15 protein-coding genes, 2 tRNA genes and 1 rRNA gene are annotated in these 23,038 nt (G+C 35.4%); 8 read left to right on the top strand and 10 right to left on the bottom strand.

Annotation, left to right across the window (positions count from 1 at the left end):
* The first annotated feature begins 483 nt into the window (after positions 1 to 483).
* The 4 genes from JHL15_RS07000 to JHL15_RS06985 all read left to right on the top strand — a co-directional run bounded on the left by JHL15_RS07000 (position 484) and on the right by JHL15_RS06985 (position 2,621).
* Positions 484 to 558, top strand: a tRNA-Pro gene (locus JHL15_RS07000).
* 9 nt (positions 559 to 567) lie between these two features.
* Positions 568 to 641, top strand: a tRNA-Arg gene (locus tag JHL15_RS06995).
* Between the two features lie 448 nt (positions 642 to 1,089).
* Entirely contained in the window at positions 1,090 to 1,641 is a 552-nt protein-coding gene (locus JHL15_RS06990) for a GNAT family N-acetyltransferase (RefSeq protein ID WP_200244529.1), read from the top strand.
* Positions 1,642 to 1,796: 155 nt separating this feature from the next.
* On the top strand, positions 1,797 to 2,621 hold the full coding sequence (locus JHL15_RS06985; RefSeq protein ID WP_200244528.1) for a 5'-nucleotidase, lipoprotein e(P4) family: 825 nt from the start codon (positions 1,797 to 1,799) through the stop codon (positions 2,619 to 2,621).
* A gap of 78 nt (positions 2,622 to 2,699) precedes the next feature.
* On the opposite strand, the gene JHL15_RS06980 is transcribed toward JHL15_RS06985, so the two are convergent.
* The 8 genes from JHL15_RS06980 to JHL15_RS06945 all read right to left on the bottom strand — a co-directional run bounded on the left by JHL15_RS06980 (position 2,700) and on the right by JHL15_RS06945 (position 15,634).
* Positions 2,700 to 3,536, bottom strand: coding sequence for an SH3 domain-containing protein (locus JHL15_RS06980; RefSeq protein ID WP_200244524.1), 837 nt, complete (start codon positions 3,534 to 3,536; stop codon positions 2,700 to 2,702).
* A gap of 17 nt (positions 3,537 to 3,553) precedes the next feature.
* Positions 3,554 to 4,381: a 50S ribosomal protein L11 methyltransferase gene (gene prmA, locus JHL15_RS06975; protein ID WP_200244522.1), complete on the bottom strand. Its 828-nt coding sequence runs from the start codon at positions 4,379 to 4,381 to the stop codon at positions 3,554 to 3,556.
* 98 nt (positions 4,382 to 4,479) lie between these two features.
* Entirely contained in the window at positions 4,480 to 5,193 is a 714-nt protein-coding gene (locus JHL15_RS06970) for a 3-ketoacyl-ACP reductase (RefSeq protein WP_200244520.1), read from the bottom strand.
* 143 nt (positions 5,194 to 5,336) lie between these two features.
* On the bottom strand, positions 5,337 to 6,920 hold the full coding sequence (locus tag JHL15_RS06965; protein WP_234047708.1) for a calcineurin-like phosphoesterase C-terminal domain-containing protein: 1,584 nt from the start codon (positions 6,918 to 6,920) through the stop codon (positions 5,337 to 5,339).
* Positions 6,921 to 6,963: 43 nt separating this feature from the next.
* Positions 6,964 to 8,415: a SusD/RagB family nutrient-binding outer membrane lipoprotein gene (locus JHL15_RS06960; protein WP_200244518.1), complete on the bottom strand. Its 1,452-nt coding sequence runs from the start codon at positions 8,413 to 8,415 to the stop codon at positions 6,964 to 6,966.
* Positions 8,416 to 8,426: 11 nt separating this feature from the next.
* Entirely contained in the window at positions 8,427 to 11,399 is a 2,973-nt protein-coding gene (locus tag JHL15_RS06955) for a SusC/RagA family TonB-linked outer membrane protein (protein ID WP_200244509.1), read from the bottom strand.
* Between the two features lie 346 nt (positions 11,400 to 11,745).
* Positions 11,746 to 12,492, bottom strand: coding sequence for a glycerophosphodiester phosphodiesterase family protein (locus JHL15_RS06950; protein ID WP_200244501.1), 747 nt, complete (start codon positions 12,490 to 12,492; stop codon positions 11,746 to 11,748).
* 64 nt (positions 12,493 to 12,556) lie between these two features.
* The gene (locus tag JHL15_RS06945) at positions 12,557 to 15,634 is read right to left on the bottom strand and encodes a TonB-dependent receptor (protein WP_200244500.1); all 3,078 of its coding nucleotides are present in this window, start codon (positions 15,632 to 15,634) and stop codon (positions 12,557 to 12,559) included.
* Positions 15,635 to 15,877: 243 nt separating this feature from the next.
* Between JHL15_RS06945 and ligA the strand changes: the two genes are divergently transcribed.
* Positions 15,878 to 17,884, top strand: coding sequence for an NAD-dependent DNA ligase LigA (ligA, locus tag JHL15_RS06940; protein WP_200244499.1), 2,007 nt, complete (start codon positions 15,878 to 15,880; stop codon positions 17,882 to 17,884).
* Positions 17,885 to 18,133: 249 nt separating this feature from the next.
* Positions 18,134 to 18,781, top strand: a complete 648-nt coding sequence (locus JHL15_RS06935) for an MgtC/SapB family protein (RefSeq protein WP_200244498.1) — start codon at positions 18,134 to 18,136, stop codon at positions 18,779 to 18,781.
* 24 nt (positions 18,782 to 18,805) lie between these two features.
* Here the strand turns inward: JHL15_RS06935 and JHL15_RS06930 are convergent, their stop codons facing one another.
* The gene (locus tag JHL15_RS06930; RefSeq protein WP_200244497.1) at positions 18,806 to 19,288 is read right to left on the bottom strand and encodes a copper resistance protein NlpE; all 483 of its coding nucleotides are present in this window, start codon (positions 19,286 to 19,288) and stop codon (positions 18,806 to 18,808) included.
* Between the two features lie 165 nt (positions 19,289 to 19,453).
* Between JHL15_RS06930 and JHL15_RS06925 the strand changes: the two genes are divergently transcribed.
* Both JHL15_RS06925 and JHL15_RS06920 read left to right on the top strand, forming a co-directional pair.
* Positions 19,454 to 21,592 carry a S46 family peptidase gene (locus JHL15_RS06925; RefSeq protein ID WP_200244495.1) on the top strand — a complete coding sequence of 713 codons (2,139 nt, stop codon included), beginning with the start codon at positions 19,454 to 19,456 and terminating at the stop codon, positions 21,590 to 21,592.
* Positions 21,593 to 21,752: 160 nt separating this feature from the next.
* The gene (locus JHL15_RS06920) at positions 21,753 to 22,547 is read left to right on the top strand and encodes an MBL fold metallo-hydrolase (protein ID WP_200244494.1); all 795 of its coding nucleotides are present in this window, start codon (positions 21,753 to 21,755) and stop codon (positions 22,545 to 22,547) included.
* A gap of 395 nt (positions 22,548 to 22,942) precedes the next feature.
* On the opposite strand, the gene rrf is transcribed toward JHL15_RS06920, so the two are convergent.
* Positions 22,943 to 23,038 (bottom strand): 5S ribosomal RNA (rrf, locus tag JHL15_RS06915); the annotation flags it as partial.

Below are 23,038 nucleotides of genomic sequence, written 5' to 3'. Positions count from 1 at the left end.
ATGTTACGATCTAATTTTCTTTACTAAGAAGATTAGCAAAATTTGATAAATCAAAATTAGAACACATAACAACCTGCTTAAGGGACCAGATCAGAATTAATAAGGATACCAGGGGGAATTTAGGAAGCGATTTAAACGATTTACGCTAATTATTTTTTCTGACTATAAAGGATGAACTATTAATAATGAATTTGGTGTCATAATATTCTAAACTTTACACAGCTGGGGAAAAATAATCATTTCCACAAATCATTATTATCTTTCTTGTATTATTGTTGTGTCAATTTTACATACGGACCATAAACAAGTATACTTACTTAAAAAATTTCTTTCAATATTTAACATAATGATTAAAAGCCTTCTAACAACCCCAATTTTAAATTCAAAAATATTTTCTCAATTTTTATTTTCATAATTCAAAAAACTATCCTATATTTGCACCCACAAAAAACGAGGTAAAATTCGTTTCAGATGACCTTTAATCGGGGCGTAGCGTAGTCCGGTCATCGCGCCTGGTTTGGGACCAGGAGGTCGCAGGTTCGAATCCTGCCGCCCCGACTTTTTTAAGGGTGCGTAGCTCAGCTGGATAGAGCATCTGCCTTCTAAGCAGACGGTCAAAGGTTCGAATCCTTTCGCGCTCACTTTAAGACTCACAATGAAAATTGTGAGTTTTTTTGTGTCCTATAACTTCAATTAATACATAACAAAGGATAGAGCATTCCGATTTTTAATCGGAACGGTCAAAGGTTCGAATCCTTTCGCGCTCACTTCAAAACTCACAATTTTTATTGTGAGTTTTTTTATGCCTTATAATTTCAATTAATACACAACAAAGAATAGAGCATTCCGATTTTAATCGGAACGGTCAAAGGTTCGAATCCTTTAGCGCTCACTTTTAAATAATTGTGCTCTATATTCACAATACTTTTATGTTATAAAATATGGATCATGCCTGACCATTTGAAGATCATAGTGCTGATTTAGGACATAACATTATTAAAAGCTGAACTCCTCTTTTTGTTTTTGTTATCCGGATTTTATTGAATAACTTTATAAAAAACCGAATCCCTAATCAGTAGAGAATATCAGATGCACCAACCAGACTTTTCAAATTTCCCCGAATTAGAAACCGATAGATTGATTCTTCGTAGGCTTTCAAAGAATGATGCAGAAGAAATTTATCAGCTGCGATCGAATGTCGAAGTTGCTACGCTGACAGGAAAGACACCATTTGTAGATGTCAACGAGGCCATTGCGTATATTGATAAGATTGATATCCTGATCAATAAAAATGAATGTATATTTTGGGCGATTTCCCTTCGGGATGAGTCTGCTTTGATTGGAGCAATCTGTCTCTGGAACTTTGATATACCAAAAGGAACCGTAGAAATCGGATATGAACTTCTCGAAGAATTTCAAGGTAAAGGGATCATGGGAGAGGTTATTGTCCAAATACTCAAATACGCGTTCGAAGTCATGGATGTTGAAACAATAATTGCATTCCCTTCCAGTGAAAACATGTCTTCTGTGAGATTGCTTGAAAAACTGGGATTCAGAATAGCTCCGGACCATTTTAAAAATACACATATCAATGTTCCAGGTATGCTCACCTACATCTTCTCCCGTACAGCAAAGTTGTAATTGAATAACATATCAGGTTATCCAAGAAAAACACTGATTACATACTATTTAACATTCTGAAATTTTCAAAGAGACAGATATTTCTCGAGCAATCTATCTGTTTAATTGCAGCAAGAACCAAATAGTCCTAAATTTGTTTTCTCTATATTAATTCAATGAAAAATTTTAAATTCATTATCGCAAACTGCTTATTTGTTTTGGTATTATCCTGCAAAACAGCAGTTCCGGTTTCAAAAGTTTCTGTTCAGGATAGTCCTTATCAAAATCTTGGGCGTGACGGAAAAATATACGCTGCCTTTTATCAGCAACGGGCAGCAGAATACCAAGCACTTTGCCTCCAGGCTTACAATATAGCCAGGCTCCGTTTGGATGAAGCTTTAGTACAAAAATCGGAAAAGCCTTTAGCCATTGTTTCGGATATTGATGAGACTTTTTTAGATAATTCTTATTATGCCGTTGAACGTTCTAAGATGGGAAAGGGTTATGATCAGACCACCTGGGAGGAATGGACCGCTAAGGGAATTGCAAAACCGCTTACAGGCTCTCAGGAATTTTACCAATATGCAGCTGAGAAGGGCGTTCAGGTATTTTATGTAACCAATCGTCTGGAGCAGGAACGCGCAGGAACAGTGAAAAACTTGAAGAAATACAATTTCCCGCTTCAAAATGATACCAACCTTATCCTCCGCTCAAAGGAAAGCAGTAAAGAAAACCGAAGAGTTGATATTGCTAAAAATTATAATATTGTTTTGTTGTTGGGAGATAATCTTTCTGATTTCTCCGGCATATTCGACAAAAAAACAGAAACAGAAAGGTCTGCCGCAGTAAAGAATTCCGCAAAGGATTTCGGAAAAAAATTCATTATCATTCCAAATGTTGGTTATGGTGATTGGGAATCTTCATTTTATCACTACAAATATGATTATACTGACCAGCAGAAAGACTCAATGATGTATAATGCAGTAAAAACTGCACCTTAAAAATAAGAAAGTCTTTTTACAGTTTTATCTATATTTGGATAAAAAAACAAAAAATCCCGCTGTAAACCAGCGGGATTATTATTTTAATTGGTAAGAAGTTCCATTCCAGAGATAGGTCTTGGAAGAGTGTTTCTTCTTTTCTTTATCATGATCATCCTTTTCCATTTCTTCCATTTTAAAAATAAAAGCATTAGGAATGCCACCCTTATCATTTGGAAATACAAAGCTTTCACTATGATAGTACACATCAGCATCTCCAACATTCGTGAGCTGTGGCAGTATAATTAATTTTCTATCCTTAAATAATACATATTGATCATAGCTTGCAATCCCACAGGCCTCTCCTGAAACCATTGCTTTTAAGGTCAATTCTACATTTTGCAGCTTATGATTACTTTCTACAGTAAATGTTCCATAGCTAAGCTCCTCACCTCGTCCCGTATCAAAAAAGACTTCATCAATCAGAGTGTTTCCTTCAAGTGCTTTTATACTAGCTATGTTTTGCTCAAGATTCTCTCCAGATTTTTTATCTTTTCTTTTCTCCGTTTTTGAAAGACCAAAAAGAAAATCGATTCCATTTTTATTTCTATATCCAACACAAAGATTTCCACCCCATATATAACCTTCTGCAGTCTGTTCTCCTTTCTGACAGGAGATTTTGTACCAGTTAGAGCGCCTCTCTCCCAATTTCAAAATAGTTTCATCTTTTTGAAGAATCAGAATTTGTTGATTCGTTTGTAATGAATCGACTATTTGAGCATCCACTTTAGGCTCTTGTCTTACCCTTGTCCAGTTGGTGAATATTTTTTGCGCTTTATTTTCTTCAAACCCAAAAACTCCATTGGCATAAGCCTCTTCCTGCGCAGAAAAAAGTTGGAGTGCAAATAAGAATAAAATAGTAAATAAAGATTTCATAGAACAATTTTGTATTTCTATTTTTCTAGTAATAAGCTTACCCATTCCTCTCTCTGTAACTGCTTCTTTAATTCAAGATTATTTTCTTTACATACTTCCAGAATATCATCAACATCAAAAAAACACAATCCTGATAGCAATAGCTTCCCCCCATCATTTAAAACAGACACATAAGTAGGAATATCTGATATCAAAATATTTCGGTTGATATTGGCCAAAATAATATCATAATTTTCTTTTCCTAAATTATCAGCAGTTCCTTGTTCAATATCAAGGGTAACACCATTTCTTTCAGCATTTTCTTTAGAGTTTTCAACGGACCATTCGTCAATGTCAATCGCTTTCACTGCACCAGCTCCCTGCTGTTTTGCATAAATAGCCAAAACAGATGTTCCACAACCCATATCCAAAACCTTCTTACCATTGAAGTCAAAATCCATCATCTGCTGGATCATCAAATGGGTTGTTGGGTGATGCCCTGTTCCAAAAGACATTTTAGGTTGAATGATAATTTCATGCATTCCTGGTACTGAATCGTGAAATTCAGCTCTGATCAATACTTTATCATCAATATTAATGGGTGAGAAATTCTTTTCCCATTCCTCATTCCAATTGATATTCGGCATTTCTTCAAAGGTATATTCGATTTTTACATTTTCATTCTCAAAAAGAGGTAATGCTTTAAGTTCTTCTTCATTAAATAAGTCCTTTTGAATATATCCTAATATTCCTTCCAATTCTTCTGTGAAACTGTCAAAACCTATTTCAATAAGTTCTGCCATTAATATCTCGTTCCAAGGTTGAAGTGGGGAAATTTTGAAGTTGAATTCTAAATAATTTTGCATGTGATCAATTTGGTACAAAAATAAAGAAAAGCGGGTTAAAACCCGCCTCTATTAATATAAAATAAATCATTTAAAATAAAATCCCAGAGTCTATACTCTTAAGGATTGGTTGAAAATATCGAACCATTCGCAATTAATGCTCTTCTATTCATTTTCAAAATATCTCTTACCCATTCTGCAAAGTCTTCTGGTTGTAAAACAGTCTCTGGGTTTCCATCTGTTAATCCTCCCTGAATACTCATGTCAGAGGCGATGGTGCTAGGAGTTAAAGTAATCACACGGATATTTTGTTTTCTCCACTCAGCCATCATTGATTGCGATAAAGAAATTACAGCAGCTTTAGAAGCAGCATAGGCAGACATGTTTCCACCGCCTTTTAAACCTGCTGTTGAAGCTACATTTACAATATCTCCCTGACCTTTTTCTTTCAAAAACGGATGTACGGCTTTAGCTGCATAATAAACTCCAAAAAGATTGGTTTTGATTACTTGCTCCCAGGTTTCGGAAGGCATTTCTTCAATCGTTCCAAAGTCTCCGATCCCTGCATTATTAATCAAAATATCTACACCACCAAGCTCTTTCGCTAATGATTCGATTCCTGCTTTTACCGCTGACTCATCATCAACACTGAAAATAGCATACGCAGCATTTACCCCTATATTTTTAATTTCTTCAACAGTCGCTTTTAAGTTGGCTTCATTTCTGCCTGTAATGGCAACATTCACTCCTTCATTCGCCAAAGCTAAAGCAACCGCTTTTCCTAAGCCTCTTCCACCACCTGTTACAATGGCATTTTTTCCTTTTATATTCATAATAATACTTTTTCGTCATACAAATCTACGAAAGCATATTTTGTTTAAAGATGAATCATGTGAATGTTTTTCCATGACATTCTCTAAAATAAAACCGGCTCATAGAAGCCGGTTCTCAGAAAGTATAATAAAAAAAGAATAAATTAAGGAATAAGCACAGATTCTTTCACTTCGAATTCTTCAGAAGCTGAAAACTGGTTTCCATACATATCCATAGCTCTCACTTCCACCTTGTGCTTCCCTAGTGCCAATTTATTAGTAAATCCACCGATCCATATGTGTTTTGCCATTTCAGGATTTGAGGGTCTTCTTCCCGGAAAAAGATTCTGTGTCGTATCCCATTTGAATACGGACAAAGCAAAATTAGGATCGATCGTTTCGTCATACTCCATATCTTTCCATTCCGCATTATCTATCCTGTACTCCACTTTATCTTTTTTACTCCCCATAAAGAAGTTGGCAAGAATTTTAGCCGATGTTTTTGATGGATAAGGAATAGCCTTCGGAACATACAACTTGATCTGATAGTCGTCAGGTTTACCGGCTGTTTTGTATTTAACTTTATATTGGTTATCCGTAAAGCTTATGAATGAATATCCTTTGGCTGTTCCGTCTCTCATCGTAGAAGTAGGCAATCCCATTTCATCAGGAGTTCCGGAATACCAGTCACCACAGGTTGTTCCTACATTATATTCATGAAGGTCTTTGGCTCCATTCCAACCTGCTTTTTTGCCATAAAAGATCTGCTGTTGAATATGAGTATGTGCTGATAAAAGAAGCGCGTTAGGGAAAGGACTTAAAAAATCAAACAATTTCTGACGGTCCGCATTTCTGAAATTATCTTCATTAGTATGTTCCAACGGAATGTGAAAAGAGATCACAATCAGTTTGTTTTTATCCACCAGCTTCAGGTCATTTTCAATGAATTGCAGCTGATCATTTCGGAATCCTCCCCAATATCCTTTTCCGTCTCTCGGATCCGGATAAAGAATATCGTCTAAAATAATAAAATGTACATTCCCGTAATTAAATGAATAATTGGCAGGGCCAAAATTAGCTTCAAAAGTTTCGTCTGAAAACTGATCTTCCTTTGCATCATAATTCATATCGTGATTTCCCATCACATTATACCATGGTAAACCAATCTCTTTCATGACATCTGCATACGGTTTCTGAAGACTCAGATTATCTCCCACAAGATCTCCAAGACTGATTCCCAGAACAGCATTCTTTTTTGTGTTCTTTACTTCATTTACAATTCCTCTTTTGAAATAATCCAGTTCTTTCTCCGTATAAGGCTGAGGATCCCCGAAAACCAGGATATCAAAGTTTTTATCCTCCTTTTGTCTGTACAATGCAAAGTTGAGTTCTTTTGGCAACTCTCCTGTCGGTAGCGTTCCTTTATATTTAAAATCCGAAGGAGATCCTTTTGGTTTGTACTGATAGTAATATTGAGGCAAAATATTACTATTAACAGGTGTCATATAGCCAGATTGTTTGATCACAAAAATGGTTTGATTTTCACTAAGCGGTAAACTATATCTTCCATTTTTATCTGTTAAAACAACCTGGGCGCCGTTAGATACCGCAACTCCCTCGATTCCTTTCTCACGGCTTTCTTTTTTTTGATTTTTATTTATGTCTTCGTACACATAGCCGGATACGGAAGTTTGTGACAATGCCATTGCTGAAATCAGAAGGCATGGCATTAATAATTTAATATTCATAGGATGATTTATTTTTATTAAAATGTATTACTTCAGGTTTTTATTAGTTATTCCACCAGGTTTTAATATTGATATTATCTCCTCCCATCTGCTGAACAGCAGCCTGATAATTTGCTGTATTTAAAACTTTTGGATTAGGTGGATACATCAACCTTTGGGGCAGATTTCCATTGTTAAGAAGACCTCCATTATTGGGAAGTACAGGAAAACCGGTTCTTCTCTTTTCAAACCATTGTTGCTGATCTACAAAGAACAATGCAATATATTTCTGAAGCATAATCCTGTCGATATTTCCATTATAAGCGACATTCGGATTCGCAAAATAATTTGCGGGTACAACAGCTCCCCATTGCTCTATTGCAGCTTTTACCCCATTCTCATAAAAGGTTTGGGCATTTCCCTGAATGATTCCTTTATTTGCTAATTCCGAAAGGATGAACTGCAGTTCTGCATAAGGATAAATCAGAATATTCAGGGGAGCTTTTGCTAAATTCTGATTCATATTGGACGGTTGATAACTGAATATCGTTCCATACGCATAACCCGATGGAGCACCTTTATACCCGATATTCTGCTGACTGGCAATATCTTTAGCCTGGCCGAAAAACATAGCCAGACGTGGATCGTTATTAGCTTTCAGAGCTTCTACAAAGAACTCCGAAGCCGCTCTTCCTGTAGTAAAATCCTGAGGTCTTGCAATGGGAGGAAGAAGTGGTGATACCCCTGTAATATTGAGCTTTGCTGTCTCATTATTGTTTTGAAAAAGAGGATATGTGGCAGGATCATTTACAATCTCCTGAATTCGCTGATGAACATTTACTTCTCCGTTTTTCTTCAGAATTCTTGTCAGCAACCTCAACGACAAAGAATTACAAAACTTTTTCCAGTTTATAATCCCATTGGCATCCGATTCTGCCTTATAAAAAAGATCATTCCCTGTCAATGGCTTATTGGTAATAAAAAGTGCATTGGCTGCTTTCAGATCATCCAGCAGTCGAACATAAATGTCTTTTTGTTTATCAAATTTAGGCTGTGATATCCCATCGTCTAATCTTGAAGCTTCAGTAAAGGGGATATCTCCATAGGTATCCGTAAGGTTGGAATAAATCCAGGCATTTAATACCATAGCAATAGCCTGATAATTCTGATCTTTTTCTACTATTGCTGCCTCTTTCAGATCTTTTACCTGTTTCAGCCATTTATAGGAATTGTTCCAGAATCCGGCTCCTGTATTTTCGGTAAGATAATACCGGCTCAACGAATTTCCCTCATTCGGAAAATCAAGTGATACCTGCATAATATCAAACGTAAAATCATTGGCCCGCATATAATTAACGGAAGCCATGTTATATTGAATAGGAACAAGTAATTTAGCCGCTACCGGATCACTTATCCTGCTTTCGTCAATATTTACTTCATCAAGACTTCTGCTGCAGGAAACAGGAATAAGACCTATTCCCGAAATTAATAATATGTTGAGTAATAATTTTTTCATGATTTTCAATTTTAAAATTTAACGTTAAGCTGAATTCCCACTGTTCTGGCCGTAGGCAGCTGTCCCATTTCCACTCCCGGTGTAATCTGACTGTCATTAAGAGTCGCCGCTTCAGGATCGAATAACGGGAACTTTGTCCACATCCAAAGATTTCTTCCAAATAATGCTATTGTAAGATCGGTCAGCTTAAGCTGCTGCGTTACACTTTTAGAAAAAGTATAAGATATTCTTGCATCTCTTAATTTGACAAAAGAGGTATCAAATGAGTTGGTTTCTACATTGGCTCTTCTATAATAATCAGCATAATAAGCGGAAACAACAACACCTTTGGTATTTGGTGAATACGATCCGTCAGGATTTTGTACCACTCCTTCTCCTATGATAAGACCATTCGGATTATCTCTTCCGATCAGGGTATGCGTTAATTTACCCTGTTCAGTCATTTTGTGATGCGACTGGGAATAGGCCATTCCTTTGTATTGTCCGTCAAAAGAAAAGCTAATGGTAAAATTCTTGTATCTGAACTCGTTTTGAAGACCGGCCCTCCATTTCGGATATGCATTTCCTATCTTTTTCATCTCAGTTGGCTTCGCTGTTAATCCATCACTTCCATATACAACCTGTCCGTCAGGTGAATACATGAGTCCATAGCCATACATATCTCCCAATGATCCACCAACTACTGCATTGTAGTATACCACTCCACCTACACTGCCTAAAGTATAAGGCTGCCCCTGAAATTCATCCGGAAGTGAAAGGATCTTATTTCTGTTCATTGACCAGTTCGCATTTACACTCCACGAGAAATTTTTATTTTTAACGGGAAAGGTATTTAAAGTCATTTCCAATCCTCTGTTTCGTACCTCCCCAGCGTTGATGGTTCTTTTACTATATCCTGTTTCATACAGAGCCGGGATATCAACGATCTGATCCTTAGAATTGTTCTGGTATGCGGTAATGGAATAGCTGATCCTGTTTTTAATAATACTGAAATCCATTCCGGCTTCAATATTTGTAAGCATTTCAGGTCTCAGGTTAGGATTAGGAAATAAAGAGGGAGCCTCTACTGATCCGGAAAACATACTGTTGTTATAATATTTTATAAGTTTATAAGGACTTGTGTCATTTCCTACCTTTGACCAGGAAGCCCTTAATTTCCAGTAATTAAACTGGTTTGAGCTTAGTTTGAATATATCTGAAAGAATAAAAGAAAGTCCCGCTGAAGGGTAAAAATAGGATCTGTTATTCTTAGGAAGTGTGCTGCTCCAATCATTTCTTGCCGTAAGATCAAGGAAGATCTTATTCTGATACCCCAGAGTCACCAAACCATAGGCACTATTGACCTGCTTATCATTTGGAGTTGCAAATTTTGTAATGTTGGCAATGCCATTTGGTAGTGTATAAACTCCCGGCTTCAAAAGACCATCAGCGAGATAGTCATACATCGTGTATTCGGAATAACGGATATTTCCTCCTACTGACGCACTGAAATCAAAATCTTTAAATGTATTTTTATAAGTAAATAATAAATCGTTATTAAGGTCCATCTGTTTAATATGCTGTTCCCTGTACATTCCCTGAAGGTAGTTGGCAGAACTCCATGGCCTTTGCTGAGTACGTTCTTCATTGGTCAGCTCCATACCAGACCTGAACATGACCTCAAAATTTTTAGCCAATTTATAATTAAGATTGATGTTTCCTGTGATAAAATTCTTATCCACCCCGTTTAACATTTCGTAGGCAATCAGGTATGGATTATCAATATAGGAACTGAAGGGGTGGATCTGATCCACCTGGTATTTATCTTTTTTCCATATCGGTTGATACCAGGCAAGATCCACATTCGGGTTCTGGAAAATCATGAAATAGGAAATCGATTGATTGCTGTAACCTGTCGCAGGCAGGTTATCACTTGTCATTTTATTATAGTTGAATTTAACTCCTATTTTTAATTTTTCATTGATCTTATGGTCAAAAGAAATCGCTGCATTAAATCTGTCGAAACCTGTATTAGGCATCATCCATTCATTTTTAAGATAGGTTAGTGAGGACCTGAAAGAAGTATTTTCATTGGATGCCTCTACAGCAATATTGTTTGAAAATGTGCTACCCGTTTGCCAGAAGCCTTTGATATTGTCTTTGTATGGTCTCCATAATTGTCGTTCCGCACTCTGACCTTCCAATGTTGGATCATATTGAAAATAATATTGATCTGCAAATTTCGGCCCGAATGCACTACTAGTACCACCGGTATTTACTCCATCCGGTGAAGCTCCATACGAATAGAAATAATTTCCCTTTGAATCCTTTTGCATAGTTCCCTGACCATACTCATATTGATAGTCCGGCCATTTTAAGACTGTATCATAGCTTGAATAGGAATTTAAAGTAACTTGTATTTTTCCTTTTTTGGTCTTTCCGGATTTGGTTGTGATCATTACTGCACCACCTGCACCTCTTGATCCGTACAAAGCTGCTGCCGTAGATCCCTTTAAAACTGTTATTGTTTCAATATCATCAGGGTTGATGCTGTTGATTCCATTCCCGTAATCAATGGGTAAATCAGCTTTTGCTCCTGCTCCATAGGCTGAAAATCCGGTACCTGTGGTTGAATTGCTCAATGGAACACCATCCACTACAATAAGTGCATTATTCTGATCCATATTCATTGAAATGTCACCTCTCAGTTTGATCAGTGAGCTCCCTAAAGGCCCCGCTCCTGCTGTTTGGATCTTCAAACCGGCAACTTTACCTTCAAGAGCTTGCGCCCAGTTATTATTCTGGGTTTTTAACAGTTCTTCAGATTTGATGGTTTCAGCAACATATCCTAAAGATTTATCGTGTCTTTTAATACCTAAGGCAGTAACAACCACTTCATCAATATTTTTAATGGTATCTTTCCTGGCTTTCTGTTGGGCTGTCAGGCTGGAACTGACTAATCCCAAAAATGATAAAAACAATAGTTTCTGTTTCTGTTTACGCATATCTTTTTGTTTGCGCAAAAGTAAAAGCTACTGGTGAAGAAGGTTTTAATACTATTTTAACATTTATTAAAAAAATATTAAACACAATGTGAACTCATTATCAACAAGGATTTATACTTTTCTGGTTAACAGTACATTAAACTGATGAATATTATTTAATGTGATATGCATAACTTATTTCATTATCTTTATTGTCTTTTTGTGATACATTAATTCCACACAACGACAAAAAACTAACAATCAACTACTTAAACAACAAAATCATTCTTATCTGAATAGTATAAAAAAAACAGCTTGCCCCTTGTGCAAGCTGCTAAAAATATCTACGTTCAAATAATTTTAACGGCTATTTATTCTTTAACTGATCAGGAATATTGGTTGTAATAAATCCGATTCCCTGGCCTTTTAATTTTTCATATACAGCAACATCATTTACCGTCCATGAGTTGGTAATTAAGCCTAATACTTTAGCTTCAGAAATCCAGGTTGGATTTTTGTCAAAAACACTGTAATGATAATCCATTCCGTCTAGTCCCTCACTTTTAATTTGTTCAGGGGACAACTCTCCATTAAGATATTGAACTTTAGATTTTGGTTCCGCTTTTTTAATCTCTTTGCAAATGTTTAAACTAAATGAAATAAATTCACTTTGAGATTCCAGCTTCATGCTTTTAATTTCTTTTATGGTCTTTTGAACCAACTCATCTTCCAGTTCTTTTGTTTTTGCAGGTTTGATCTCTACAATTAGTTTGAGAGACTTATCTTTCTTCCCTTGTTTCAGGTAATCTTTTAATGTTGGGAAATTTTCACCATTTGACAATTTTGCCTTTTCTAATTCTTTGAAATCCGTTTCAGAAATTTCCATTTTTTCATGATGCTCGTCATGGTTAACGACCAAAACACCATCTTTAGTCATTCTCACATCGAATTCAGCACCGTAGATTTTCAGCTTCTGTGCGTTTTCCAATGATTTCAGTGAATTTTCTGTGGTTGGAGGTTGCGTCTGCCAATAGCCTCTGTGTGCGATAATCTGAGTTTGTGCCTTCATTACAACTGTACTTAAAACTGCTAACCCTAAGATAAATTTTTTCATAATATAATTAGATAATTAAAAATGTCAAAGTCCAGGACTTTGACATAAAGGTAGTATTAAAATTTTAGAAAGTATATTTTGCTCCTAATTGAATTTGGTAAGGATTCCCTGATAAAGGCTCTAAACCACTTGTATTCAATTTATATTGATACTGCTGTGTCGCAGGGTCAAATCCTGTAATTCTGTAGAGTGCTGTATTTCCATAAGATTTATTTACACCCCATTCTTTGTTAAGTAAATTAGCTACGTTAAAAATATCAACAGAAAGCTCAAATCCACCAATTTTTTCAAACTTGATTTTCTTAGCAATACGGATATCCCATACTCCATAGAAACCATTCTTACCTCCATTACGTTCAGCAATCTTGTTGTTGTAATCAGTGATATAGTTTTTTAATGCTTTTCCTACTTCAGGGTTATCAATTAAAGTCTGAGTAAGATTTGGGAAGATATAGGCAAGGTCATTCGTGTCTACAAAGTCCCCATTCGTGTTACCTCCAGAAGTCAGGGAGAATCGCGTTCCACCTATTCCTGAATATCTTATCCCCACTGTAAATCCATAGAATGTCGGAGAGTTCCCGTATAACACCACTTTGTTACGGAACTGGTTATCTGAATATGTCATTCTTAGATTTCTCGGATCACTCTCTACCATTGTAGATAATGTTGCTGAGTTAGCTACGTTCCCATTGTAAGAGGTATTGTCTTTGATATCAGACCATGTGTAACTTGCGGTAATTTCTCCATCTTTGTAATAACGATAACTTGTATCAAATACAAACGAGAATTGATTTACTTTCCCGTCGCTTACAAGTTCAAGCACCCTTCCGAAATTATTATTAATTCTGCCTGCTTTCCAATCAACAGTTCCGTTGGCATTTACTGTATTCAAAGGAACAAAAACACCTCTTCCCCCTTCATTATTCAATGTAAAATAAGGATTAGCTACCATGTTTCTGTCATAATAGAAATAATTATTTCTTCCTAAAGCAGCATAAGCAGCCACCCCAGCTCTGAATCTTTCGTTAAAGAAGTGGGTATAAGAGATATTTGCCTTATAAACGATCGGTATTTTAGCATCTTTACCGGTGTAATTAATCGTAGGAATCTGATATTGTGATAAAGTAGGAACAGTTCCATAATCATTTCTATAATTATTGAAGTTCGGGGTAGGAACATCTTTACCGGTCACATCTACTGTTGCCAAGTGTCTTCCGTCAAATACAAGGTTATTGATCACCATGTAATTATTGATATCGGAAGAGAAGATTCCTGCACCAAATTTCAAGAAGTCTTTACTTTCTTCATTGATATTCCATTCAAATTGAAATCTAGGTTGAATAACAAATGACTTAATACGATTATCGGTTCTGATTCCCATTTGATCATATAGCTTTTGATTAAGCTCGGCTTTCGGGTATCCGCCATAATCTAGTCTTAAACCTGCCATTAAGTCAAGTCCTTTGGCAATTTTTGTTTGAATTTGTCCATATACCCCAATATTCCAGATATTTGATTTTACTGAAGGATCATCCATTAAAGGAACTTCTCTGTAAAACCTGTAAGGCGTAAGGTTATTAAAATTATCAATTCCTAAGAATTGAAACCTTCCGTTCACCTCACTACCATAAATAGATTTTGATTTGGTATACATTAAATCTATACCAGCAGTATATTTAATCTTATCTGTATTATAGTATAAATTATCAACGATTTGGAAAACATTGTTTCTAAAACTTTCCTGCCCAAAACGATGTCCGCCTATCTGAATATTAGTGGTAAGGTCTTTTCCATCAATAGTAGATGGTACACGCTCTACGATAGCTCTTGGAACAGCATGCCCCAATTCACTATTTTGAAAACTATTTTGGTAAGTATATAGATATTGTGCTTTTAATTCGTTGGTTAGATTAGGCTTTAGGTTTGATCTTAAGGTTAACAATAAACTGTTATCTAAGTTCTTGTCATTTCCATAGGATTCAAAAAAATTGATCGCAGTATTATCTGCTAACCCATTTTTATTGAAGTCATACGTGAAATTATTCCTTAAAGTCAATAAGTTTTTAGGATTAATCTGCCAGTCCAAACGTAAAAAACCTGCATCAGAATTTCTTACCTTATCAAAACTACCAAACTGTGGTGTGTTTCCAACACCATATTTAGCTCTTCCTATATTTAAAACCTGATTAAGTGTTTCATTGGTAACATTAAATCTCAGAGCGTCATCATTAGTTCTTACATCTGCAATAATCAAAGGTCTGGAATCTAATTGGTGATCCCATGCAGCAAAAAAGTGTAATTTATTTTTGATAATCGGTCCTCCTAACGATACTCCGAACTGCGAAGTTGAAAAGTCGTTGACTCTTTTATTTCCTCTAATATCGTATTTACTGGATAGCCAACCTGTTCTAAGATATTCCCAGGCACTTCCCGTAAAGGTATTGGTTCCTGATTTTGTCACAGCACTTACTGTTCCACCACCACTTCTACCCAGTGTTACATCATATTGGTTTGTTGTAATTTTAAATTCACGTACTGCCTCAATTGAAATAGAATAAGGTGCCCCACTTCGGCTTGTGGTAGATCCAGCAGAAGTTGGATTTTTTGCTGTCATCCCATCAATAGTAAAGTTGGTAGAAGATCCTAATTGTCCTGAAAGGTTCCCCCCTTTTCCACTTAAAGGAGATAACTCTGTAAGGCTGGCAAAGTTTCTTCCATTTACCGGTAAGATCCCGATATTCTTAGCAGAGATAGCCGTAGCAGCTCCTAAGTTTCCGATTTTATTTTTTAGATTTCCGGTTATCACTACTGTTTCGATGGTCTTTTCGCTGCCCAAATCCATATTGACAGTAACCTGATCACCAAAGTTTACATTGTAACCTTCTCTTTTTTCATCATTTACGATAACGGTGTAAGGTCCACCCAAAGGAATTTCTTTAAAAATATACTCTCCCTTCGAATTGGTTTCTGTTTCTGTTTTGAAACCTGTTGATTCATTAACGATAGTTACTTTAATTTTCCCCTGTGCATTGTTCCCCGTATTTGTAATCTTACCAACAATAGAAGCCTGTGTAGTCTGCGCATAAGCCAGTGTTCCAAAGCTCAAAAACAATAATCCTAGTACAATCTTTACTTTTCTCATCTTTTCAAATTAGCTAGGGGCAAAGGTATTGGGTCTTATGCACCTTCCTATTTAAGAGACTTTTAACATTTCTTTAATTAAATTGGAACGTTATGTTAAATAATCACTAACAAATTACACAAAACACTAAATATCAAACAATTAAACCATATTACAAAGTTTTAATTTTCCTATATTATTTAATTATCTTATTTTTTAAATGAGATTTGTTTTAGCTATTTTTGCTTAAAAGAAAAAATAGCAATGTCTGAAAACATTCAACAAAAGATAGAACAGCTTCGCAAGGAGCTTCATCAGCATAATGAGAATTACTATTTACTGGATGAACCTACCATCTCAGATTTTGAATTTGATCTGTTATTAAAGGAACTACAAGATCTTGAAGCAAAACATCCGGAATTCCATGATGCCAACTCTCCAACTATGCGTGTAGGTGGTGGAATTACCAAAGTTTTCCCTACAATTCTCCATCAGTTCAGAATGTATTCTTTAGACAATTCTTATGATTTCGATGATCTTGAAGATTGGGAAAAACGTATCATTAAAACGATCAATGATCCTGTTGAATTCGTTGCTGAATTAAAATATGATGGAGCTTCTATTTCTATACTCTATGAAAATGGTAAATTAGTACAGGGAGTCACTCGTGGGGATGGCTTTCAGGGAGATGAGATCACCGGAAATGTACGTACTATTTCAGATATTCCTTTAACCTTAAAAGGAGATTTTCCTTATCGTTTTTTTATGCGTGGTGAAATCTATTTGACTCGAAAAAATTTCAATAAAATCAATAAGCTTCGTGAAGAAGAAGGATTGGATCCTTTTATGAATCCAAGAAATACAGCAAGTGGAAGTTTGAAAATGCAGGATAGTGGTGAGGTTAGAAAACGAGGACTATCTTCTGTTTTATATCAATTTATTTCTGAAGAAGTCCCTGCAGAAAGCCATTGGGAATTGCTTCAAAAAGCTCAGACTTGGGGTTTTAAAACATCTCAGCAGGCAAAGCTTTGCAGAACCTTAGATGAAGTAAAGGATTTTATTACTTTCTGGGATACGGAACGTCACAACCTACCTTTTGAAATTGATGGTATTGTATTAAAAGTTAATTCTCTGCAACAGCAAAGACAGCTTGGATATACTGCAAAATCACCCCGTTGGGCCATGGCTTATAAATTTAAAGCCGAAAAGGTAGAAACAGAATTACAAAGTGTTTCTTATCAGGTAGGAAGAACAGGTGCCATTACTCCAGTTGCCAATCTGAAACCTGTTTTATTAGCCGGGACCATTGTGAAAAGAGCATCTCTTCACAACGAGGACATCATTAAGAAACTGGATCTTCACGAAAATGACTTTGTGTATGTAGAAAAAGGAGGTGAAATTATTCCTAAAATTGTTGGAATCAACACCGATAAAAGAACTAAGGAAAGTAAAGAAATTGAATACATCAAACATTGCCCTGAATGTGGTACTGAACTTGTAAAAGTTGAAGATCAGGCAATCCATTTCTGCCCGAATGAGCTGCATTGTCCACCTCAGGTAGTCGGAAGAATGATTCATTATGTTTCCAGAAAGGCTTTAAATATAGAAAACCTGGGAAGTGAAACTATTGAGCAATTGTATCGAGAAAAACTGATTGAAAATCCGGTCGATTTCTACGCCTTGACAAAAGAACAATTACTTCCTCTAGAAAGAATGGCTGAAAAATCTGCCCAGAATATTATCTCAGGAATCGAAAAGTCAAAGGAGATTCCTTTCGAAAAGGTACTATATGGGATAGGAATTAAACATGTTGGGGAAACTGTTGCCAAAAAACTAGTCAAAAACTTCCCTACTATTGATGACCTGAAAAATGCAACTGCTGAAGAGCTTTGTCAGGTAGAAGATATCGGATCTAAAATAGCTTACAGTATTGAAGCTTTCTTTAATAATTCTGAAAACATCTTAATGCTGGAACGTTTAAAATCTTATGGTGTTCAACTGGAAAAAGGGGAAAACACTAATGAAGTTTTATCTAATGTTCTCGATGGAAAGACATTTCTATTTACTGGAAAACTATCTTTATTTACAAGAGAGTCAGCAGAAGACATGGTAGAAAAACATGGTGGAAAGAATATTTCAGCCGTTTCTAAAAATTTAAATTTCCTTGTTGTTGGAGAAAAGGCCGGAAGTAAATTGAAAAAAGCTCAGGATATTGGAACTATTGAGATTCTTGATGAACAGCAGTTTTTAGATTTGATAGAGAAACAATAAGTATTATATTTTTTAAAAACAATCGGTAAAAAACCATTGATATCCTCATTCAATGGTTTACTTTTGCTTTCAAATAAAGAGTCATAAAGCTGTTTACAAAAGATCAGATAACGATTCAGAAATTCATTAAAATTAAAAACATTTCACATAAAACTAAAAGATTGTTTTAACAAACAGTCTTTTTTCATTTGCTTTAATTATCGCATAAGAATTTATTGTATTTTTATTTGATGTTTTAATTTTACACAAATGGACTTTCTGCAAGATCATTACTCTGTTCAAAATGAACTGTTACTTATATTTATTTCAGTAATACTTGGGCTTTTTATAGGTGCTGAACGAGAATACAGAAATAAATCTGCAGGACTTCGTACGTTCATCCTTGTCTGTTTTGGCTCCTGTTTATTTACTATTTTGTCCATCAAAATAGGGGTTCAGAACCCGGATCGTTTAGCTGCTAATATTATTACCGGAATTGGTTTTCTGGGGGCTGGAGTTATCTTTAAGGGAGACAACAAAATAGATGGAATTACAACTGCCACCACCATCTGGGCAACTGCATCAATAGGAATGGCTGTAGGTTCAGGATATGTTTATTTTTCCTTGTTAGGCACCGCATTGGTACTTTTGGTACTAAGCTCACTAAGCTATCTTCAAAATTTCATTGATAACAATCACAAAATAAGGGAATATAAAATATCCATTTCTGCTTCTGATCATATCAGTCATTGTGAAGAATTATTCAGAAACAATCATTTAAAGTTTCTTATTATGAGGCAACAATATTCCCAGGAAAGTTTGACCACTACGTGGAGACTGACCGGAAATACCAAACAGCATGAACTTCTAATCAAGCAAATGATGAATGACCCTAAAATTATGTCATATCAATTTTAAATAAAAAAAAAGAGATTGTAGCCTCTACTTTTTCTTGAAAACATAGAGATCTTCATTCGGTCCGGTAATTTCTTTACCTTCCAGATCAAGTTGTATCAATTGATTCTCTCCTACCTTATATTTATAGTGAGCTGTTTTTCCTTTTAAAGTAATCATACTTCCTTTGGAATCCCACTCAAAATTCCCTTTATCTTCACTCTTAGATTTTCTGTCTATATATTCTTCGGTTATATTAAAGGTATTATCATTATTCAAGGTCAGAGAAGTTTTAATTCCCGGGCAATCTGCACAAGGAAGTATTGCCTCATAAGTTCCTTTCCAATCTAAAGAATTTTGGGAATTATGCTCATCTACGACAACAGGTGTAGCACTAGAATCAACAGTTGTTTTCATTTCAACAGAATCCAATTTTGTATCTGGAGACTTTTCTTTTTGCGTTTCTTTTGGAGAACATGAAGCTAAAAACATAATACTCATAACCGCTATCAATTCTTTGTTACTTTTCATAAAATGTTATTTTATAATTGTTCTTATTTAACGAAGATAATAAAATAATATTTCCCTAATTAGGGTATTATCAAATATGCTTTAAATTAAATTTCAACAGCTTTTAAGCATATTTCGTGGTAAATAATTTTATTTTTCTTCGTAAATTGGACAAAATTTTTGATTATGATAAAAAAGATACTTTTATCTGCATTTCTACTGCCTGCGGCTATGGCTTTTGCTCAGCAATATGGAGGGATGTGGATTCCAACAGAGCTGAATGAAAAGGAAATGAAAGACCTCGGAATGAAAATCTCTGCGAAAGACATCTTCAATCCTCAAAAGGCTAGTATTAAAGATGCCGTTGTTCAATTCAACGGTGGTTGTACTGCGGAAATTATTTCTCCAAAAGGTTTGTTATTAACCAATCACCATTGTGGCTTTGGGCAGATTCAAGCTCATTCTACAGTTCAGAATGACTTACTATCCAATGGTTTCTGGGCTACCAATATGAGCGCAGAACTTCCTAATCCAGGAGTCACTGTCGATTTCATAGTGGATATTAAAGAAGCAACAGATCAAATTTTAGAAGGAACGGACAACCTCACAGAGCCTGAACTTTCAAAGAAAATAAGCAACAATATTGAAGTTTATAAAAACTCTCAAAAAATAGAAAACTACCAATCCATTTCGGTAAAACCGATGTATTATGGTAATAAATATTATGCATATACAATAGAGACTTACAAAGATATTCGTTTGGTAGGGGCTCCACCTCAAAGTATTGGTAAATTTGGAAGTGACACGGACAACTGGGTTTGGCCTAGACACACCGGAGATTTTTCTATGTTTAGAATTTATGCTGATAAAAATAATAAACCAGCTGAATACTCAAAAGATAATGTCCCTTATGTACCAAAACATTTTCTCCCGGTTTCAATTAAAGATAAAAATGAAAATGATTTCACATTTGTATTTGGGTTCCCTGGAAAAACAACAGAATATCTTCCAGCCATTGCAGTTGAGAAAATTATGACTGAAATAGACCCGGCAAAAATTGCTGTTCGTGATGTTGCATTAAAAACATTGGATGAAAAAATGCGTGTAGATAATGCAACACGTATTAAATATGCTTCCAAATATGCTTCTGTGGCCAATTACTGGAAAAAGTGGATTGGTGAGGTAGAAGGTCTTAGAAAATCCAATGCCGTTGAGAAAAAAGTAATGTATGAAGGTTCTTTGGTTGCCAAAAATTCTGAAATCAAAACGACTTTAGATCAGTTGAATAAATTATATACTGAGCAGGCTCCTTATGCTTTAAATAATGCTTATTACTCTGAAGTAATTAGAAATGCAGAAACTCTGGCATTAGCAAACATCTATTCTAATTATATTACTGCTGTAGAAGCTGGCAGGATGGATGAAAAAGGAATTGCTGCATTAAAAAGCAAACTAACCTCTTTCTACAAAGATTATAGCCCTGAATTGGATGCAAAGGTAACAGCTAAATTGCTTGCTTTATATGCTAACAAAACAGCACCTCAATTCTTGCCCGCAGGATTTGATAAATTTAAAAATGAAACCCAGAACATTCAGAATATAGAAGAAATTTCTAAAAACTCTGTGATCACTGGTAGAGCAGCTGTAAATGGAGCATCTCTGAGTGCTGATATTGATAAAGCATTTTCCAATCAGGATAAATTGGTTAAAACGCTTAAAAAAGATCCTGTTTACCAACTATTTGCTAACATAAAAGATACGTATACCAAAACAGCTGATCCTCAGTTCTCATCTCTTCAGACAAAAATTGACGCTTTGCAGAAAAAATTCATGCAACAGCAGATCACGACAGATAAGGAAAGAAAATTCTTCCCTGATGCCAACTCTACTCTTCGTGTAACGTATGGTAAAGTAAAAGGATCATCTCCAAGAGATGCTGTTTCATATGGTTATCAAACCCATTTAGCAGGGGTTATCGAAAAATACGTTCCAGGTGATTATGAATTCGATGTTCCTAAAAAGCTAATTGATCTTTATAACAAAAAAGATTTTGGGAATTATAAAGACAAAGGTGGTGATGTTCCAGTAGGATTCACAGCAACCAATCATACAACTGGAGGAAACTCAGGAAGCCCAGCTCTGGATGCTTACGGGAATTTGGTTGGATTAAATTTCGACAGACAGTGGGAAGGAACAATGAGTGATATTAATTACGACCCTCGTTTCAGTAGAAACATTATGGTAGATACCAAATATATTCTTTTTATCATCGATAAATTTGCCGATTCAAAATGGCTAATTGATGAAATGAAAATTATAAAATAATAAATATAAAATACCATTTTTAAAAACCTATTTAATTAATTAAATAGGTTTTTTCTTTTAAGTACAATACAATCTTTCTCAGAAATATGAATAGTTAAAATCTATAGAAAATAGATTAAAAGAAAGTTTTTATCTATGTAACTTTAATGAAAACTATTATATGAACGATAATCAACTTAAAATGTGCAGTGAGTGTGGCATCCAATATCCTCAAAACTATACTGAAAATATCTGCATTATTTGTGAAGACGAAAGACAAGCAGTCCCTCAAAGTGGACAGTCGTGGACTACGCACGAAAAGCTTTTAGAAAATCACAGTGTAAAAATTAAAAAGATCAATGACAATCTATATGAATTGGTAGTCAATCCCAAATTCTCTATTGGGCAAAGAGCACTACTTGTACTTTCAAAAGATGGGAATATTTTATGGGACTGCATTCCAGTACTGGATGAAGCTGCAATAGAATTTATTAAAGGTAAAGGTGGTTTAAAAGCCGTTGCATTTTCTCATCCTCATTACTATTCAAATATGAAAATGTGGGCAGATGCTTTTAATTGTAAAATTTATATCCATGAAAAAGACAAAGAATGGGTTGTAAACCATGGAGATTTTGTAGAATATTGGAATGGTAATGACCTTAAGCTGTGGAATGAATTAAAACTTCACAATATAGGCGGGCATTTCGAAGGAAGCTCTATTATCGAAATACCATGGATGAGTGAAAATGGGACACTTTTAATAGGAGATACAATGTATTTGTCACCCTCAATGAAGCATTTTGCGACCATGAGGAGCTATCCAAACAGAATCCCTCTTCCCCTACATGAAATTAGAAGAATTGAAAAGCGTTTTCAAGAAATCAATTATGATACGATCTATGGTTTCTATTCTTATCAGAATGTAGAAAAGAATGCGAAAGAAATTGTGGAGAAGTCGTTTGATAAATACGAGTAAGAGTGGAAAATTGAGAGTGGAAAATTGAAAGTGTATAGGGAGAGCTTTAAGTTTTGGCTAAAGCCGATTGGATTTGGGATCTTATTATTGAAGGCGGGCTAAAGCCCACCTCTATTGATGGTTTTATTCTCTCTCGCGGATTAAGCAGATAACGCAGATGAAAGTTGAGAGTTTGTGTCTATATGTTATGGGATAAGGTTTTATAGTGATAAATAATAACATTTAATAAGGCAAAGAACAGAAAATAGTTGTCTGTTGATGGTTGATGGTTAACAGCCAACTAGGTACTTCCCTAATCCCTTTTAACCTAATCCCTAATCCCTTCAACCTATTACCTATAGTATATATAACAAAAAAAGTCTCACACAAATAAATGTATGAGACTTTTAAATAAAAACTGGCGGCGACCTACTCTCCCGCTTGTCGCAGTACCATCGGCGCTGGTGGGCTTAACTTCTGTGTTCGGAATGGGAACAGGTGAGCCCCACCGC

This window comes from Chryseobacterium paridis, assembly GCF_016595215.1.
GTDB classification, from domain to species: Bacteria; Bacteroidota; Bacteroidia; order Flavobacteriales; family Weeksellaceae; genus Chryseobacterium; species Chryseobacterium paridis.
Note: the sequence above shows the minus strand (reverse complement) of the source record. Positions and strands in the feature narration are given on the sequence as shown.